This window comes from Paraburkholderia sp. GAS33 (assembly GCF_050436645.1).
GTDB classification, from domain to species: domain Bacteria; phylum Pseudomonadota; class Gammaproteobacteria; order Burkholderiales; family Burkholderiaceae; genus Paraburkholderia; species Paraburkholderia phenazinium_B.
The window spans coordinates 547,816-565,177 of sequence record NZ_JBNDMP010000004.1; the positions used below are offsets into that span (position 1 = coordinate 547,816).

Annotated in this window: 16 protein-coding genes; 10 read left to right on the plus strand and 6 right to left on the minus strand. The window is 61.2% G+C overall.

The annotated features are described in order from the left end of the window. The first annotated feature begins 323 nt into the window (after positions 1–323). The 3 genes from P3T24_RS15955 (at position 324) to P3T24_RS15965 (ending at position 3,266) form a co-directional block, all read left to right on the plus strand. Entirely contained in the window at positions 324–1,142 is an 819-nt protein-coding gene (locus P3T24_RS15955; RefSeq protein ID WP_429435939.1) for an IclR family transcriptional regulator, read from the plus strand. Between the two features lie 36 nt (positions 1,143–1,178). Beyond that, positions 1,179–2,207: a 2Fe-2S iron-sulfur cluster-binding protein gene (locus P3T24_RS15960; protein ID WP_429435942.1), complete on the plus strand. Its 1,029-nt coding sequence runs from the start codon at positions 1,179–1,181 to the stop codon at positions 2,205–2,207. A 66-nt stretch (positions 2,208–2,273) separates the two neighbouring features. Then, positions 2,274–3,266 (plus strand): 4,5-dihydroxyphthalate decarboxylase, encoded by a 993-nt coding sequence (locus P3T24_RS15965; RefSeq protein WP_074265171.1) that lies wholly within the window; start codon positions 2,274–2,276, stop codon positions 3,264–3,266. Between the two features lie 84 nt (positions 3,267–3,350). On the opposite strand, the gene P3T24_RS15970 is transcribed toward P3T24_RS15965, so the two are convergent. From P3T24_RS15970 to P3T24_RS15980, 3 genes are read right to left on the minus strand one after another with little or no spacing between them, the layout of a single operon-like run. Next, a complete protein-coding gene (locus tag P3T24_RS15970) occupies positions 3,351–4,625 on the minus strand; it encodes an MFS transporter (RefSeq protein ID WP_429435945.1) in 1,275 nt (424 codons plus the stop codon). Between the two features lie 14 nt (positions 4,626–4,639). Continuing rightward, positions 4,640–5,158 (minus strand): hypothetical protein, encoded by a 519-nt coding sequence (locus P3T24_RS15975; RefSeq protein ID WP_429435948.1) that lies wholly within the window; start codon positions 5,156–5,158, stop codon positions 4,640–4,642. 28 nt (positions 5,159–5,186) lie between these two features. Beyond that, the gene (locus P3T24_RS15980; protein ID WP_074265172.1) at positions 5,187–6,473 is read right to left on the minus strand and encodes an aromatic ring-hydroxylating dioxygenase subunit alpha; all 1,287 of its coding nucleotides are present in this window, start codon (positions 6,471–6,473) and stop codon (positions 5,187–5,189) included. Positions 6,474–6,625: 152 nt separating this feature from the next. Between P3T24_RS15980 and P3T24_RS15985 the strand changes: the two genes are divergently transcribed. The 7 genes from P3T24_RS15985 to P3T24_RS16015 all read left to right on the plus strand — a co-directional run bounded on the left by P3T24_RS15985 (position 6,626) and on the right by P3T24_RS16015 (position 14,249). Continuing rightward, positions 6,626–6,955 carry a non-heme iron oxygenase ferredoxin subunit gene (locus P3T24_RS15985; protein ID WP_074265173.1) on the plus strand — a complete coding sequence of 110 codons (330 nt, stop codon included), beginning with the start codon at positions 6,626–6,628 and terminating at the stop codon, positions 6,953–6,955. Further along, a complete protein-coding gene (locus P3T24_RS15990; protein WP_429435950.1) occupies positions 6,956–7,948 on the plus strand; it encodes a PdxA family dehydrogenase in 993 nt (330 codons plus the stop codon). A 100-nt stretch (positions 7,949–8,048) separates the two neighbouring features. Beyond that, on the plus strand, positions 8,049–9,698 hold the full coding sequence (locus tag P3T24_RS15995; RefSeq protein ID WP_429435952.1) for a methyl-accepting chemotaxis protein: 1,650 nt from the start codon (positions 8,049–8,051) through the stop codon (positions 9,696–9,698). Between the two features lie 124 nt (positions 9,699–9,822). Further along, complete coding sequence (locus P3T24_RS16000; protein ID WP_429435955.1) at positions 9,823–10,458, plus strand: CoxG family protein; 636 nt, start codon at positions 9,823–9,825, stop codon at positions 10,456–10,458. Between the two features lie 14 nt (positions 10,459–10,472). Continuing rightward, the gene (locus tag P3T24_RS16005; RefSeq protein WP_429435958.1) at positions 10,473–11,363 is read left to right on the plus strand and encodes an FAD binding domain-containing protein; all 891 of its coding nucleotides are present in this window, start codon (positions 10,473–10,475) and stop codon (positions 11,361–11,363) included. Continuing rightward, the gene (locus tag P3T24_RS16010; RefSeq protein WP_429435960.1) at positions 11,356–11,859 is read left to right on the plus strand and encodes a (2Fe-2S)-binding protein; all 504 of its coding nucleotides are present in this window, start codon (positions 11,356–11,358) and stop codon (positions 11,857–11,859) included. The genes P3T24_RS16005 and P3T24_RS16010 overlap by 8 nt, the downstream gene beginning before the upstream one ends. Next, on the plus strand, positions 11,853–14,249 hold the full coding sequence (locus tag P3T24_RS16015) for a xanthine dehydrogenase family protein molybdopterin-binding subunit (RefSeq protein WP_429435963.1): 2,397 nt from the start codon (positions 11,853–11,855) through the stop codon (positions 14,247–14,249). The genes P3T24_RS16010 and P3T24_RS16015 overlap by 7 nt, the downstream gene beginning before the upstream one ends. Here P3T24_RS16015 and P3T24_RS16020 read toward each other — a convergent pair. The 3 genes from P3T24_RS16020 to P3T24_RS16030 form a co-directional block, all read right to left on the minus strand. Continuing rightward, the gene (locus tag P3T24_RS16020) at positions 14,242–14,877 is read right to left on the minus strand and encodes a TetR/AcrR family transcriptional regulator (protein WP_429435965.1); all 636 of its coding nucleotides are present in this window, start codon (positions 14,875–14,877) and stop codon (positions 14,242–14,244) included. The two genes, P3T24_RS16015 and P3T24_RS16020, sit on opposite strands and share 8 nt — an antisense overlap. Next, positions 14,874–16,793, minus strand: coding sequence for a S9 family peptidase (locus tag P3T24_RS16025; protein WP_429435968.1), 1,920 nt, complete (start codon positions 16,791–16,793; stop codon positions 14,874–14,876). The genes P3T24_RS16020 and P3T24_RS16025 overlap by 4 nt, the downstream gene beginning before the upstream one ends. 84 nt (positions 16,794–16,877) lie before the next feature. Then, positions 16,878–17,357, minus strand: a complete 480-nt coding sequence (locus P3T24_RS16030; protein ID WP_429407779.1) for a VOC family protein — start codon at positions 17,355–17,357, stop codon at positions 16,878–16,880. Positions 17,358–17,362 lie beyond the last annotated feature (5 nt).

Consider the following 17,362-nt stretch of genomic DNA (forward strand, 5'->3'; position numbering starts at 1 on the left):
TTATACGGAACGTCGTTCCTGTTTGCGAGCGGTGGTATTTGGCAATCTCCATTGATCTGTGTCAAGAAATATTCAGCCAGGGTAAGCCCTGAGAGCGTTTCTAGCGGCACTTCCATTTTCGAGTCAGAGCCATGCGCCGTGCGGTTGTGGGAGGCCTTTCGCCAATTCGCCAGGCCGCCGTGGAGCGAATATCATTTGGCATGCCGCAACACTTTCGTCTTCGTGAGCAGTCACGTCCGCTACTGGACAGATCCTGTCAAAAACTGCACAATGTTCTCGTATGCGGAACGATGTTCCATTCAATAACTTTTGAGGTAAAGTCTATGGCAACGAATGCATCTGAGGCGTCGCGTCCGAAGGAAGTGGCGGTTGAAAGTCCTGCAGAGGGGCGGCTGTCATCGGTCACCGCGGCGGTCCGCGTGCTCAAGGCATTTTCGGAGGAAGAGCCGGAAATCGGTATCAGCACGCTCGCCAAGCGGCTGAAACTCGCCAAGAGCACCGCGCACCGGCTTGCCACGACATTGCTTGCCGAGGGGCTGCTAGAGCAGAACCTGGAGAATGGCCGTTATCGGCTGGGGATCGAACTGTTCGCGCTCGGCGCGCTCGTGCGCCGGCGCCTCACCGTGTCCACCCAGGCGCTGCCGTTCCTTCACGAATTGAGAGAGAAGACCGATGAGACTGTTCACCTCGCCATCCTCGACGGCACCAGCATCATTTATCTGTTCAATCTCGAGAGCAATCAGGCCATCCGGGTGCGGTCATACATCGGAGTGCGCAAGCCCGCTTTCTGCACGTCCGAAGGTCTCGTCCTGCTCGCGCATAGCGCGCCCGACGTGGTCGGCCGGGTCATCAAGGAAGGTCTCGTGGCGCGCACGCTGAACACCAATACGAGTTCGGCCGCCCTGCTCAAGGTGCTCGAACAGGTTCGCGTCGAAGGCTTTTCGATGGACGACGAAGAGTCGGAAGCCGGTATGCGTGGCATTGCCGCGCCCGTTCGCGATCTGACCGGACAGGTTGTAGCCGCCATCAGCGTCGGTGGTCCGACTCAACGTCTGACCAAAAAAGCATTGCGCGGATTCACTCCGCTATTGATCAACGCCGCCGAAGGTATCTCGACCCGACTGGGATACCGGCGCCCATAAATCTTGTTTCCTGCCCGGAAGGGGAATAGTGGATCCATGTCTGAACTGACTCATTGCATTACCCTGGAAGGCGGCGACGTCACATTTTCTTGCCCGCCCGACGACACCATTCTCCGATCCGCGCTGCGCGCAGGCATTGCCTTTCCCTATGAATGCAATGTGGGCGCCTGCGGCAACTGCAAGTTCCAGCTCGTCGACGGCGAGCTTCAGCAACGCTGGGCCGAAGCACCGGCCTGGAGCGACAAGGACCGCGAACGCGGCCGTTTTCTGGGCTGCCAGTCGGTGCCTGGCTCCGCCTGCACGATCAAGGTCAGGCCTTCGGCGCTCTACGCGCCCGTGCATCGGCCGCGCCGCGTGGCGGCGACCTTGACGCAAAGCCGGCCCATTACGCACGACATTCACGAATTCCACTTTTCGCTCGACGAACCGCTGCCGTTCGAACCCGGCCAGTACGCACTGCTGTCGTTGCCCGGCGTGACCGGCGCGCGCGCGTATTCGATGAGCAATGTCGCTGAAGCGCCGGCCTTGACCCTGCAGTTCCAGGTGCGTCGCGTACCGGGCGGAAAAGGTACCGCCGCGCTCTTCGAGGGCTTGCAGCCCGGCATGCGTATCGAGATCGACGGCCCCTATGGCCGCGCCTATCTGCGGCGTGATGCGCAGCGCGACATTGTGTGCATTGCCGGCGGTTCAGGTCTTGCACCGATGATTTCGATCGCCCGTGGTTTTGCTTTCGACCCCAATCTTCAGGACACCAAACTGCACTTCCTGTATGGCGCCCGCACCAGCAAGGACATCTGCGGCCGCGACATGCTCGAAGTTCTGCCCGGTTTCGGCGAGCGAATCCAGTTTCATGCGGTGGTCTCGACGCCCGAACCAGGCGTTGCTGACGCTGCTACCAGCTACACCGGCTTCGTGCATGAACTGGCCGACACATTGCTCGGCGACAGCCTTCGCGACATGGAGATCTATTTCGCAGGACCGCCGGCAATGGGCGAAGCCATCCAGCGCATGTTGCTTGCCCGGAAGATTTCCTTCGATCGCGTGCATTTCGATCAGTTTTATTGAACCCACTGCGCAACGGCGACGCGCGCCGTCGGTCGCGCGCGCTGCGCAGGCCTCAGGAGCGACCACGTGTCAAAGCTTAAACTCACCTTCGGCTGCTGGAACTACGACCGCACTCGCGGGCTGATGGACGGATCTGTCCAACCCGACGGCATCGATCTGAACTATCTGAACATGCCGGTCGAAGAGACCTTCTTCCGGATGCTGCGCAACCGTGAATTCGATGCGGCGGAAATGTCGCTGTCGTCGTACACCATGTCGTGCTTCAAGGATCCGCAGCCGTTCATTGCCATCCCGGTGTTTCCCTCGCGCTTTTTCCGGCACTCATGCATCTACGTCAACGCGAACTCTGGCATCAAGAGTCCTAAGGACCTGATTGGAAAGCGCATCGGCAACCCTGAATACCAGATGACGGCGCCGGTCTGGATTCGTGGCATCCTGTCCGACCATTACGGCGTGCCGGTCGACAGCGTCACCTACTTCACCGGTGGCGAAGAAGAACCGAACCGCTCGGAAAAGCTCAAGCTCGACTTGCCGGACAACATCCGCGTGGAACGGATCGGCCCGGACAAGACCTTGTCGCAAATGCTCTACGACGGCGAAATCGACGCGCTCTACACAGCGCGTATGCCCTCTTCGTACCGGAAGGGCGACGGCAAGGTGACGCGGCTGTTCGAAAATTACGTCGATGTCGAGCGCGAGTACTTCAAGGAAACGGGGCTCTTCCCGATCATGCACACGGTCGTCGTGCGCCGCGAGATTTACGAGGCGAACCGCTGGGTCGCACAATCGCTTTACAAGGCGCTCGTAGAATCGCAACGCCGAACCTACGAAGATCTCAACGAGACTGCTGCGCTAAAGGCGATGCTGCCGTGGCTGAACTCGCACGTCGAGGAAGTCCGCAAAGAGATGGGCGACGACTTCTGGCCGTACGGCTTGCAGAAGAATCGCGCGAATCTGGAAGTGTTCCTGCGCTATTCGTACGAGCAAGGTCTTTCCAGGAAACTCCTGACGCCGGAAGACCTGTTCGCACCCGAGACGTTCGAGTCGTTCAAGATCTAAGATCTGACGCGTATGTAGCAAAACGCGCGGCACGGAGAGAATTCACCGTGCCGCGCGAACATCTGTACTGCTCTTCTGTTCTGCCTAGCGCACGGGTTCCTGAACCCCCGCATCGTCATTAGGTACAGGTGCATACGCCGCGTAGACGTCCCGCCGCTCGGGATAAACGTACGGCCCGAGGCGGCAAATAGACACGATCGATACGGCAGTCAGCCCGACAAAAGCCCACAGCGCGACGTGGTACGAATGCAGCAGGTCGTAGCACAGACCAGTCAGGAAGATCATGATGCCGGCGCCCCATCCCCAGCAGGCCCAGATACCGCCGCAGACGCGCCCAAACAGTCTCAGGTCGAAATAGCGGCTGACGATGAAGGTGATGATGTCGGCTTCGGCACCGATGCTCACGCCGATCAAACCGGCCGCCACCATCGCCGAAGTCCCCGTAGCGCCGTTCGCCAGAATCAGCACACCGATCATGGTGATCGAGAACGACACCGCAGCCACATACGGCGCATGCACGCGGTCCATCAGATACCCGGCCAGCAAACGCCCGACCGCGGACGACAGGCCAGCGATCGATAGCATGCTGGTTGCGACACGGATCGTCGCGCCGCGGTCCATCATCATCGGCACCAGTTGCGATAGCAGCGCGAGCATCACCCCCGACATGCAGAAGATGGCCAGGCCCAGCTGACGGAAGCTGCGGCTGGTCCGCGCGATCTGCGAAAGCTTCGGCAGGTCCGCATTGTTCTTTCGGGTACGCGGCGTGAGCTGCGAATCACGGGGCATCTTCACGAGAAAGTACAGCGCGGGTAGAGAGAACGCGGCAACCGCAACCGCGACGCCGAGATAGCCGACACGCCAGCCGAAATTTCGCAGCAGATAGCCTGCGTACTGCGGCATCAGCGCGCCGCCCACTGCAGTGCCGCCGACCGTCAAGCCGAGAGCAAGGCCGCGATGACGGTCAAAACGCGCGCAGACGACCTTCGCGTAAGGCAATGCATTGCTGCCGGGCGCGAAGAAACCGACCAGCACGAACGCGAGGCAGAACAGCGGCACCGATGGCGGCATCACACTGACGAGCGCGATCGAAAGTGCGAACAACGTCAGGAACAGCAGCGTGGGTTTGCGCACACCCCAGCGGTCGACCAGCGAGCCGAGCACGATCGTGCCCGGCCCCATCGCGAATTCGAAAATGGTCAGGCCGAGCGATACCTCCGATCGTCCCCAGTGATTCTGTGCGGCGATGGCACGGATGAAGGTGCCAAACATGAACGCCGATATCACCCCGGCGCCCACCGAGAGGCAGATGGCGCCGCCTACGACGGTCCACCATCGATTCAATTCTTTACTGTTCAAGTCTCACTCCACAATTATTCGCCGACGCCCAGTGCGTCCAGCAAATCGTCGAGATAGCCGGTGTCGTTCACCAGCATCATCGTCGTACACAAAGGCCGCAACGTGTCCGAGGTCCGCGAGTCTGTCGACGCGGTACCGGGACGCCGGCGGATCAGCCCTGAGATCGTGACAGACCGGCCGCGGTAAGCACGCGCGGCCAGCACACCTGCGGCCGGATCATCCCCCTCGTCGCCGACGATGAGGACAAGGTCCACCGGACCCGCCCACTGCGCGAGGCGCTCGGCCGCTGTCGAGCCGGAGCCGGAGCCAGGCTCGGCGAACGCATGAAGCTCCGCCGGCCCCGAGACTCGCACATGCGCCGACGGCGCCCGCGAGCGGCACAAGGCCATCTCCGGGTCTGCCCCGTTCAGGAAGATTACCCGAGCCGTGCGGGGCGACGCATTCGCTGCCCGTATCCGGAAGCGCGCTTCCGGCCAGCCGGAGGAAGAGGATCGCGCCTGAGCGCGCCTGGATTCGGATTCGCCTGTTTGCATCGGTGGACGCTTTTGCCGTTTTCCGGAATCAGACCGTGGTATGGGACTTGCCCGGTTCGGCGCGCAGTGCGTCTTTCGCGCCTTCCTTGAACGGAACATCGCGTGCGAGCACCGTGGCAACCGAACGGATGCTCTGCGCCGCGGCGTCACGGCCCGGCGGCAATTGCCCTTGTTCGGCCAGGGCACGGGCGGCTTTCATCAAGCGGTTGCGAACCATGATGATGCCGTTGTCGGTCGATACGAGGTTTTCTCGGGTGCGGTCCTGGATCGCTCCCATGCTTTCCTGCAGCGACGCATCCTGCATGCCGATGCCTTCCACACCACTGTATGTATGACCCGCCTTCTGCGCCGCGCGGTCCATCAAGTAATCGTTGTCCTTGTTCTGCAGCGGACGATAGGTACCCGGCACGTATTTGACGTGAATGCCGTGGCCTTCCTTCATTGCCTGGATTTCCCCCTGCGTCAGGTCGCGTGTAGGGTGGTAATCGAAGCTCCAGGCCCAGCAATGCTCGTCGTCGATCGGCACCCAGAAATGCCCGTGCACCGGATGGTCGCCGCGCGGCGGCACCAGTGTGAAGCAGGGCATCACCCACGGCGTGATGCGCCAGTAGTACTGCTCGTTCTCCGCATTGCGGCGCGCACCGATGAAAAGGCCACCCTCCGTGTCGACCACTTCGAACACCGGGCTTAGGTCGCTGAGGTTGTACTGATTACCTTTTGCCCCTTTAAACAAGGGGTCGTGATGCAGGCTGGCGCTGTGCAGAAACGAGACGTGGCTCGAGTCGACGCCGCCTTCGAGCGCCTGCAGCCAGTTGGTTTCCTGAAAGCGCTTGGTAATGAAGCTGCGACCGAGCGGCAACGTCGCAAACTCGAATTCCGGCGGGGGCGGCTGATCTTCCGGCGGACCCATATACACCCAGACAATGCCGCCGCGCTCGATCAGCGGATACGACTTGAGTTTGATGCGGTTGCAAAAGCCGCTTTCAGCCGGCTCCGACGGTACTTCCATACACTGGCCGTTCACGTCGTACTTCCAGCCGTGGTACGGACAGCGAATGCCGCCCTCTTCGTTACGCCCAAACCAGAGTGATACGCCACGGTGCGCACAGAACTCGTCGATCAGGCCGAGACGTCCTTCGGAATCGCGAAACGCCAGCATCCGCTCCGACAGCAACTGCAGTTTGACCGGCGCCCCACCCGCTTCCGCAACTTCCTCGGCCAGCAGCGCCGGCAACCAGTAACGGCGGAACAACTCGCCCATCGGCGTGCCATTACCCGTTTGCGTCAGCAGATCGTTTTGTTCTTTCCTCAACATGTTTTGCCCTTGCGTTCTTGATAGCAATTCTTCCGTCCGGCGCCGTGCCAGTAGGACCTCAAATTTCAATTGTTCCATATGTAGGAACAGTGTTCTTTTCAATAGAACAAAGTTATCATCCGCTCGAATCCTTTGTCAAACGGAGATTTCCGATGCCGCAGTCGTGTACCCGCATGGGGCTTTGTAAAGTTTCAGATGTCAGTTCCGGGAAGGCCATCAAGATCGAGAAGCAAGGCCTGACGCTCGCCGTGTTCAATGTCGCCGGTGACTATCTGGTCACGGACGACGCCTGTACACATGGCCCAGGTTCACTGTCGGAGGGGTGTATCGATGGGGAAGTCGTGGAATGCGACTTCCACAATGGCGCCTTCAATATCCGCACGGGTGAAGTAGTGGCGCCGCCATGCATGATCCCGCTAAAGACGTACAAGACCTATGTGGAAAACGATGAGGTTGGAATCGAACTGGTGGAGTCCGAGTAAATGAGCCGCCCCAAAATTGCCATCGCACTAGGCGACCCCGCCGGGATTGGCCCGGAAATCGCGCTCAAAGCGGCGCTTGACCCACGCGTTCTGGAAATCTGCGAACCGATCCTCGTGGGCGATGCTCAGGCACTGGCCTATCACGCGAAGGCCAGCCAGATCGATGCTCACATTCATTCGGTTCAGTCGGCGAAGCAGCCGGCGATTACCGGTCCCTCGGATGTCACGCTCATGGCGCTCGACCACTTCTCGGCCGAACCGCTGCGTGTCGGCAAGATCGCGGCGGCGCATGGACGCTCGGCTATCGAGTCGGCACGCGTCGCCATCGAAGTGGCCATGGCGGGCGACGTTCGCGCCGTGGTCGCCTGCCCGCAGACCGAGTACGCCATCAAGGAGGCGGGCATCGAGTTCGACGGTTATCCGTCGTTTGTCGCGCGTTGCACGGGCACGCCCGTCGACGATGCCTATCTGATGTTGTGCTTCGATTCCACGCGCATCGTGCATACGACGCTGCACGTGAGTCTGCGCCATGCCCTGGATCTGATTACCGAAGCACGCGTCCTGAGCGTGATCACGGCGACGCATGCGGTGCTCGCGCGCCACGGCAAGCCCGTGCGGATCGCTGTCGCGGGTCTTAATCCGCACGCCAGCGAAAGCGGCATGTTTGGCGACGATGAGGCTCGCATCATCGAGCCCGCGCTGAAAGCGGCACGCGAGCGCGGCATCGATGTCGACGGTCCGTTCGGCGCCGATACGATGTTCAAGAAGTCCGGCTACGACGCGTTCATCGTGATGTACCACGATCAAGGGCATATCGCCGCCAAGCTGCTGGCTACCAACCGGACGGCAGGCATGACGATCGGCACGCCCATCCTGTTTTCCTCGGTGGCGCACGGTAGCGCGCTGGATATCGCCGGCCTCAATCAGGCAAGCCCGGAAGCCGTCGTAGAAGCGGTACACCGCCTCGTGCACGCCTCGCCGGATCAGGTCTGAACGTTGGGTACGAGACCGGCTTGATTGTCGTGACGGCGCGCGCAAGACGCTGCTAACAAAAAGAAGTTCCTTTCCACAGGTCGCTGTGCAGGAGACACCCATGAGCCGCCTGAGCCTGAATGCGAAACTATGGTCGGTCCTCGTCATCATGTGGATCGGGCTACTGTTGCTAGCCTGCTCCACGGCGTGGGAATCGCGCCATAGGATGCTCGACGATCGCAAGAGCGCCATCGAGAACATCGTTGAAGCAGCAACCGGTGTAGTCGACGATCTCGCCGCTCAGGCGGCGACGCATGCAATCAGTGAGGAAGAGGCAAAGAAGCAGGCGCTGGCCCGCCTGCAGTCGATGCGTTACGGCAAGGACGGATTCGTGATGGTCACCGACTCGCGTCCCGTCGTGCTCATGCATCCCACCCTGCCTGATTTACGCAACAAGGATGTCAGCGCGTTCAAGGGACCGAACGGCACGCTGGTATTCGTCAATATGGTGCAGACGGCGCAGGCGCATGGTCAAGGCTACGTCGAGTATCTGGGGCGTATCCAGAAGGCCTCAGGCTACGTCGCCGCGAATAAGCTCACCTTCGTCAAGCGGTTCAAACCATGGGACTGGTATATCGAATCGGGTCTCTATCTGAACGACATCGACGACCTGTTTCATGCCATGTTGCTGCAATACCTGCTGATCGTTCTCACAATCGGCGCGCTGGTCTCGGCGGCGATGCTGCTCATCAGCCGTAACGTGCGGCGCAGCCTGGGTGGCGAGCCGTCCTACGCCGCTGAAATCGCCAACCGGATTGCCAATAACGATCTGACCGCGGTAGTCGATACCGCGCCGGGTGACCGCTCGAGCATGCTGTTTTCAATGAAACTCATGCAGGACCACCTCACGCGAACCATCGGCACGATTAAAAATTCTGCCGACTCGATTGCCACAGCCTCGCAGCAGATAGCGGCAGGCAACCTCGACCTCTCGCAGCGGACCGAAGAACAGGCCGCGTCGCTCCAGGAAACTGCCACGAGTATGGAAGAACTGACGAGCACGGTTCATCACAACACGGAAAACGCCCTGCAAGCGAGCGCGCTGGCCAATAGCGCCTCTGATACCGCGCAGCGTGGCGGGGCAGTCGTGGGACGCGTCGTCGAGACGATGCACGGGATCTCCAGCAGTTCCGCCAGAGTGGCCGACATTATCAACGTCATCGAAGGCATCGCGTTCCAGACCAACATACTCGCGCTCAACGCGGCGGTCGAGGCAGCGCGAGCCGGCGAGCAAGGCCGCGGCTTCGCCGTGGTTGCCAGCGAGGTACGCAATCTCGCGCAACGCAGCGCGACCGCCGCCAAGGAAATCAAGGCGCTTATCGGCGAGTCAGTGGATCGGGTACAAGCCGGCGCCAGGCTGGTCGAAGAGGCCGGCAATACGATCGAAGAAATCGTCCATGCCGTGAAGCGCGTGACCGAGATCATGAGCGCAATCTCCTCGGCATCGCAAGAACAGAGCACTGGCATCGAGCAGGTCAACCGGGCGGTCACGCAAATGGACCAGGTAACCCAGCAGAACGCTGCGCTCGTCGAAGAGGCCTCGGCGGCGGCGCAGTCGATGGCCGATCAGGCTCAGGAACTGCGTCACGCTGTGGCGGGCTTCAAGGTCGGCAATCTCGACCCGGCGCGTACTACCGGCGCCGGAACCGCGCACCTGGCATCCCCACTGCCCTCGTTTGGGCCATCCCGACCCCATCAAATCCCCCGTTAAACGGGCGTCGCGCTGCGATTTCACATGATCCGGCAGCGCGTCTAAAAACACTCCCATATTTACCAACCGGTTAATAAGGCGCAGAATAGCGCATGAAATTGGGGTTTATATCAGGAGGCGGCAGATGGAATTGTCCGGCAACCAGTTGATGGCGGCGCCGAGAAGCGCCGTATGGGAAGCGCTTCTCGACCCGGCGGTCCTGCAGCGCTGCATCCCCGGATGCGAGGACGTCGCCCGGGTTTCGGATGAAGAAACGCACGTGCGGATCCTGGTCAAGCTGGGTCCGGTGCGCGCCAGGTTTACCGGCAAGATGTTCATGTCCGACGTCGATCCGGCCAGGCATTGCAAGCTTTCGTTCGAAGGCGTGGGCGGTGGCGCGGGGTCGGCCAAGGGCTCTTCGAACGTCGAGTTGTCGGATGAGGCCGGTGGCACGCGGCTGACCTACTCGGTGGCAGCGTCCGTCGGCGGGAAGCTGGGACAGATCGGCGGGCGGCTGATCGATTCGTCCGCGAAAAAAATGGCCGACGAGTTCTTCGCCGGCCTGCAACGGCAACTCAACGGAGGCGCGATTGCCGATGATGCCCCGCTTGTCGCCGAAGCCGCGGCTCGCCCGACGAACGCGCCCCCCTCGCCGGAACGCCGGCCCAACACCTCGCCGTCGTCGCTATGGCCTGAAGGGCGATTCGCGCCCGAACTGGCGCGGGCCGGATGGTTTGCGCTCGGTGTGCTCACAACGCTTCTCCTGACGCATCTTGCGTAAAGGCAGACTCGCTCATGAAAGCAGCCGCGTTTGACTATGTACGCCCTCGGGAAATAGCCCAGGTTTTTGCACTGCTCGAAGAGTACGGCGATGAGGCCCGGATCATTGCCGGTGGGCAGACGCTGCTGGCAACGCTCAACATGCGCTTGTCCGAACCTCAGCTATTGATCGATATCGGCGCCCTCGACGCACTGCGCGGCATCAGCGTTTCCGGCGATCTCTTGCGGATCGGCGCGCTTGTCACTCATGCACAAATCGAAGACTCGGATCTCGTGCGGCGCCACGCGCCGCTGCTCTCGGAAGTTGCGCCGCACGTTGCTCACCGGGCGATCCGCAACCTCGGGACGTTCGGCGGTTCGATCGCATTCGCTGACCCCGCCGCCGAGTGGCCCACCTGTCTGGTCGCGCTGCGTGGCTGGGTGATCGTTTCCGGCGCCACTGGCGAGCGGCGGATCCACGCCGACGACTTCTTCCTCGACCTGTACACCACCGCCTTGCAGCCAGGCGAGGTCATCCTTGCCTGCGAAGTGCCAGTGGCGACTGCGGCATCGAATCATCAGTTTGACGAACTGGTCCGGCGTCATGGCGATTACGCCATCGTCGGCGCAGCGGTCACGGGTAGCATGACGGCCAACGGGCTGATTGAAAATCCACGGGTGGTCTTTCTGGGCACTGGCAATGTCCCCGAAAGAGCCCATGCCGTGGAGGCTTTACTGGAAACGACCGCTTTGACCCGCGACACGGCTGCGCAATTCGCCGACGCGCTCGACATCGATCCGGCCGCCGATCTCTACCACTCCGCGCAAACCAAGCTGCATTTGTCCCGCGTGGTCCTGAAACGCCTGCTGCACAAGTTCGCCGAGGCCCGCATCGAAGTTCGGCACGAAGGAGACCAACATGCCTGAGCGCATGACTATCCGGCTTGAAGTGAACGGTCGCGCGGTTAGCTGCGAGGTCGAACCGCGTACGCACCTGATCGACTTTCTCAGGGACTCGCTGCAGATCAAAGGCGCGCGGGTCGGCTGCGAGCATGGTGTATGCGGGGCCTGCACGGTCCGGCTCGACGGCAGGATGGTGCGCGGTTGTCTCCTGCTCGCGGTACAGGCGCAGAACGCGCGCGTCGAAACAATCGAAGGCGCCAGCGACCGCGGTGACCTCGCCGAGCTACAGGCCGCGTTCCACGCGAGAAATGCCTTGCAGTGCGGCTTCTGCACAGCGGGCATGCTGATCGCCGCGGCCGAACTGATCGAACAGAGACCGCACGCCAATCGCGACGAGATCCGCAAATTCATGTCCGGAAATTACTGCCGCTGTACGGGATACCAGGCAATCGTCGACGCCATCGCGGACGTTCTCGAAGCACGCCTGCAGCGCAACGCGGCACAGGTGCCATCATGCTGAGAAAACGCCAGCAGAACGACATCGGGCTCGATGAGCGTCGCTATATCGGCAGCGCAGTCGCCCGGCCGAATGCACGCCGGCTGCTGCAGGGACGCGGCACCTACGTGGACGACATCGCGCTGCCGCGCATGGCGCATGTGGTCTACTGGCGCAGCCCCGTCGCTCATGCGCGTATCACCGCCTTCGATAGCAGCTTCGCGCGCATGATGCCGGGCATCATCGGCATCTATCAGGCGAGCGATCTGGAAGGCGTATGCAAGCCGTGGGTGGCCACGTTGTCGCACCTCGCGGGGATGAAGTCGGCGGTCCAGTACCCGCTCGCACCGGGCCATCTTTGCTGGCAAGGCGAGCCGGTCTATGCGGTGGTGGCCGAATCGCGCCGTGAAGCGGAAGATGCCATGCCGTACCTGCAGGTGGAATGGGAGGAGCTGCCGGTCGTGGCAGACATGGAGCACGCCCTCGACGCCGATGCTCCCGTGATTCATCCGGAGCTTGGCGACAATCTCTGCTTCAGCCGCACCATCGACACGGGCAATGTGAGCGCGGCCTTCGCGAGCGCAGACCTGGTTGTCGAGGAGACCTACCATTTCGGCCGTCATACCGGCGTCACGATGGAAACGCGTTCGGTGCTCGCGGACTTCAATGCCGCGGACAACACCCTGACCGTATATCACTCGCACCAGGCACCGCACATGATGCAGGATCTTTACTCCCGGCACCTGGATTTGCCGGAGGGATCGGTGCGCGTTATCTGCAAGGACGTGGGAGGTTCTTTCGGCATCAAGGTCCATTCCTATCCCGACGACTTTGCGACAGTGGCATTAGCCAAAATCCTGAAGCGGCCCGTCAAGTTCGTTGCGGACCGGTTGGAGTCCTTCGCCAGCGACATCCATGCGCGCGAGCATCGCGTTCACGCGCGGCTCGCCGCGATGGCCGACGGGCGCATTGTCGGCTTCGAAATCGACGATCTGAGCGGTGTCGGGCCCTACTCCGTGTATCCCAGGACTAGCGGCATCGAGGGAAACCAGGTGCTCAATATCACCGGCGGGCCGTATCAGCACGAACATTACCGTGCGGTCCTGCGCGTCGTCTTTCAGAACAAGTCGCCGATGAGCCAGTACCGCGGGGTCGGCCACCCCATCGCGTGTGCGGTGACCGAAGGCATCGTCGATCTTGCGGCCCAGCGGCTCGGTATCGATCCGCTGGCATTGCGGCGCATGAACGTCATGCGCGACGACAGCTATCCGCGCACCGCCGCTTCGGGCATCAAGCTCGAGGGTCTGTCACACGAGGCATGTCTGGATGAGATCGAGGAGATGATCGATTACGGGCGGCTTCGCGAGGAACAGCACACGCTGCGTTCGCAAGGCGTATACCGGGGTATCGGCATCGCCAGCATGGTGGAACTAACTAACCCTGGCGCGGCTTTCTACGGCGTAGGCGGAGCACGGATTGCCGCGCAGGACGGAGCCACGGTACGGCTGGATGCGGGGGGCGGAATTAGCGTGCTGGTCAGTGTGGGCGAACAGGGCCAGGGTACGGAAACCATCTTCGCGCAGATCGCGGCGGATACGCTCTCGATGCCCATCGGGTCCGTCCGGGTCGTCACCGGCGATACTGGCGTCACGCCCTATGGCGGTGGCACCTGGGCCTCCCGAGGCGCGGGCATCGGCGGTGAAGCGGTGCTGCAGGCTTCGATCGCACTCTGCGCACAGGTGATCGACTTTGCGGCCCGCCTCCATCAGCGCGAGCGCACCGGCCTCACGTTGGCAGACGGCGCTGTCGTGGACACCGCGACGGGCGAAACCGTTGCGCGCCTCGCCGACCTCGCTACCCAGGCATACTTCCGCCCGGACACCCTGCCGCCCGGCATTCATCCGGAACTGTCAGCGACGCGGCACTACGCCCAGCGCGACTATCCCTTTGTGTTCACTAACGGCGTGCACGTATCGCATGTCGAAGTGGACGTGGAAACCGGCATGGTCAAACTGCTCAAGCACTGGGTAGTGGAAGACTGCGGCAGAGTGCTCAATCCGATGCTGGCGGACGAGCAGATTCGCGGTGCCGTGGTGCAGGGAATTGGCGGCGTGCTGTTCGAGGAATGTCTTTACGACGCGGGCGGTTCGCTTCGCAACGGCAACATGGCCGACTATCTGGTCCCCATGGCTGCCGAGATGCCCGACATCGAGGTCGCGCACATCGAAACGCCTACGGCAACGTCACAGCTTGGCGCCAAGGGAGCGGGAGAAGCGGGCACGGCGGGCGCACCAGCGGCCGTCATGAACGCGATAAACGATGCACTCGCGCCGTTCAATGCCCGGCTTACGTCCCATCCGATTACGCCCGAAAAAATATTGATCGCACTGGGGACGGTAAGCGCTTCTAGGTAATGAAAATGTCGCCGGCGCCTTTCATGAACGCATGCACACGATCGCCGATGGTCCGGTTCAGGTTCCGCGGAAAAGGCTGCCCATAGATAAACACGCGAATGCCAATATAGAAGATGCCGCCGTGCAGTCCCCACAGATGCTCGAGTTCGGCATCGTCGAGCTTTCGAGAGGAGGGACGGCCGAGATGGACGCGCGTCTCGCGAATGATGAGCGGGAACAGTCGACGCTTGAGCAAGGCCAGATACTTCCTGGGGATGTAGCTGTCATTCATGCCCGACAGCAGCAGGATGCGGACCCAGTCGCGCGTCAGGATGGTGCGGGCATAGTCGATATAGAAACGCGTCAGGCGTTGCTCCAGCGGCACCTCGGCGTCGACCACCCACTGCTCCCATTCGCGCTTCCATCTGCCTAGATAAACTTCCTCATAGACCCGTTCGATTAACGCCTGCTTGGTCGGGAAGTAATGGTAAAGAAGAGGATGCGTGATGCCGATCTCTTTGGCGAGGTCGCGCATTTGCCCTCCCAGTCCCTGCTCGGAGAAGAACTGCACCGCGCCTTCCACGATCTGCTGTTCGCGCGCCTCGGTGCTGAGGCGACGCCGTGGTTGTCCCGCTGCAGATCCGCTCACTTCTTCGCGGCTCCGCCCAGATACTCGGCAAGGAACATGTCCATCGCCTCATAGAACTCGAACATGTTCTCTTCGTTGTGAAAACCGTGCCCTTCGTTTTCCTTGAGGATGTATTTGACATCCACACCACGGGCCCGCAATGCGTCGACGATCTGATCGCTCTCGGCCTGTTTGACTCGCGGATCGTTGGCGCCTTGCGCAACAAGAAGCGGCGTCACGATCCGGTCCACGAAGAACAGCGGCGACGCATCGTGCAGTGCCTGCTTGCCCTCTTCAGTCCGCGGGTCGCCGATCATCTCGTACAACATATCGAGCATCGGCTTCCAGTACGGAGGCATCGATTCGAGAAACGTGAAGAGATTCGATACCCCGACATAATCGACGGCCGCCACATATCGGTCCGGCGTAAACGCGACGCCCGCCAGCGTCGCATAGCCACCGTAACTGCCCCCGTAGATCGCGATTCGCGCCGGATCGACGATCCCTTGTGACACGAGCCAATCGACGCCGTCGTCGATATCGTTCTGCATCGCCCGGCCCCATTGCCCGAAACTGGCCTCCCAGAAAGCGCGTCCGTATCCCGTGGAACCGCGGAAATTGATCTGCAGCACCGCATAGCCGCGATTCGCAAGCAGTTGCGCTTCGGCATTGAAGCCCCACATGTCTCTCGCCCAGGGACCGCCGTGCGGATTGACGACCAGCGGCAAGCGCTCGGCGACATCCTGCCCCAGCTCGAATCCCGCGGGCAACGTCAGATATCCACTGAGTGGAAGGCCGTCGCGTGCCGTGAAGCGGATCGGCGACATCGGGACCATATCGGCTGGATCGAGCCACGGCATCATGTCCGCAAGCCTGGCTAGCTGTCGACGCGCGACGTCGTAGATCCACACGGAGCCCGCCGACCGATCGCTTGTGGTACGCACGATCGCGCGCGACTCGTCGCGCGTGATACTCGCGATGTTAATTTCCTGATCCGGCAATTGCCGCTCAAGATCGGCCATGACGTCTCGCGCCCAGTCGTCGAAAAAGTGACGATGAACCCGATCGTCGATGTATGACGCAGCTGTCAGCACGCGCCGATGTTCTGAATACGCGAGATCGCCCACATCGACATGCGCGGTTTCGAACAGCAACGCACCCTCTTCACCCGTCTGCGGATCGAACTCGAAAAATGCGGCTTTGTCGCGCCCCCGATTCGACAACACGTATAAGCGTTTGTCGTCGAAGGTAAAGAACAGCGGTGCGACAGTCTCGCGAAAGTCCGTCGTCAGAATGGCCCGGAAAGCCTCTGCCTCGGTGTCACGGTAAAGCAGCGTCTGGTTGACACCATCGGATGCGATCGCGGCGCGCAACCGCCCCTGGTGGTCAGTTAGCCAACCCATGACGTTGCCGGGATTCTCGGCGATCGGTGTCAAATCGCCTGTTATGACGTCAACACGAAAAACATCGAAGACCTGCGGATCGCGACGATTCATCTGGATCAGCACGTGCCGGTCGTCATCCCTCAGGTCATCGACAATGTCGGCCTTGACGCCATCGAACGGCGTCAGATCGCGCGGCTCGCCACCGTCGATCGGCACCGACAGCACGTGGAAGTTCTCGTCCCCGCCAAAATCCTTGACGAACAGAATGTGGTCGTTGCCTTTCCATGCGTGGCCGGGCACGTCCCGTTCTGTCTCGCTGGTCAACGGACGCGGCTCGCCTATGGGATTGCCTTCAGCATCGATGCCCTGCACGAATACATTCTGGCGACCGGCGTGTCGCGCAAGAAAGGACAGATGCTTTCCATCGGGAGCGATCGTGAACGAATGCTTGTCGGGTTTGCGAAAGAAGTCTCGCACCGCGTAGCGTCTGGCCGGCCCAGGTTTGGCCGGGCCACCATTACCGCTACCCTTTTGTCGATCGTCAGCAACCATGCGTGTCTCCATGAAAACTGCATTTGAACACGAGACGCGCCTTGATGCGCGCGTGACGGGCCCGTAGCCTGGAAGGATGCGCGTTCATTCTCGAGCTGCCGCTGCGCGCTCTATGGCAGCGATATCGATCTTCTTCATTTTCATCATCTCTTCCATCGCACGCCGTCCCGCATCACGATCACTGCCGCCGACAAGCTCGATTAGCCGCCTCGGCGTGATTTGCCACGAAAAGCCCCAGCGGTCCTTGCACCAACCGCAAGGCGCTTCCTCTCCGCCATTGTCGACAATGGCATTCCAATACCGGTCGGTCTCTTCCTGGCTATCCGTGTAGATCATGAAACTGACCGCCTCGTTCGGCTTGAAATTGGAGCCGCCGTTCAGGCCAAGAAAGCGCTGGCCGAGCACAGTGAAGTCGACCATCAACTCCGCGCCTTGTCCGATGCCCGGTATGGGCGAGACATGACCCGCGTCGACATGGCTGTCCGGAAAGTGGGCGGCGTAAAACTCTGCCGCTTCGCGCGCTTTACCTTGATCGAACCACAAGCATGTTACGAGCTCAGTCATCGCAA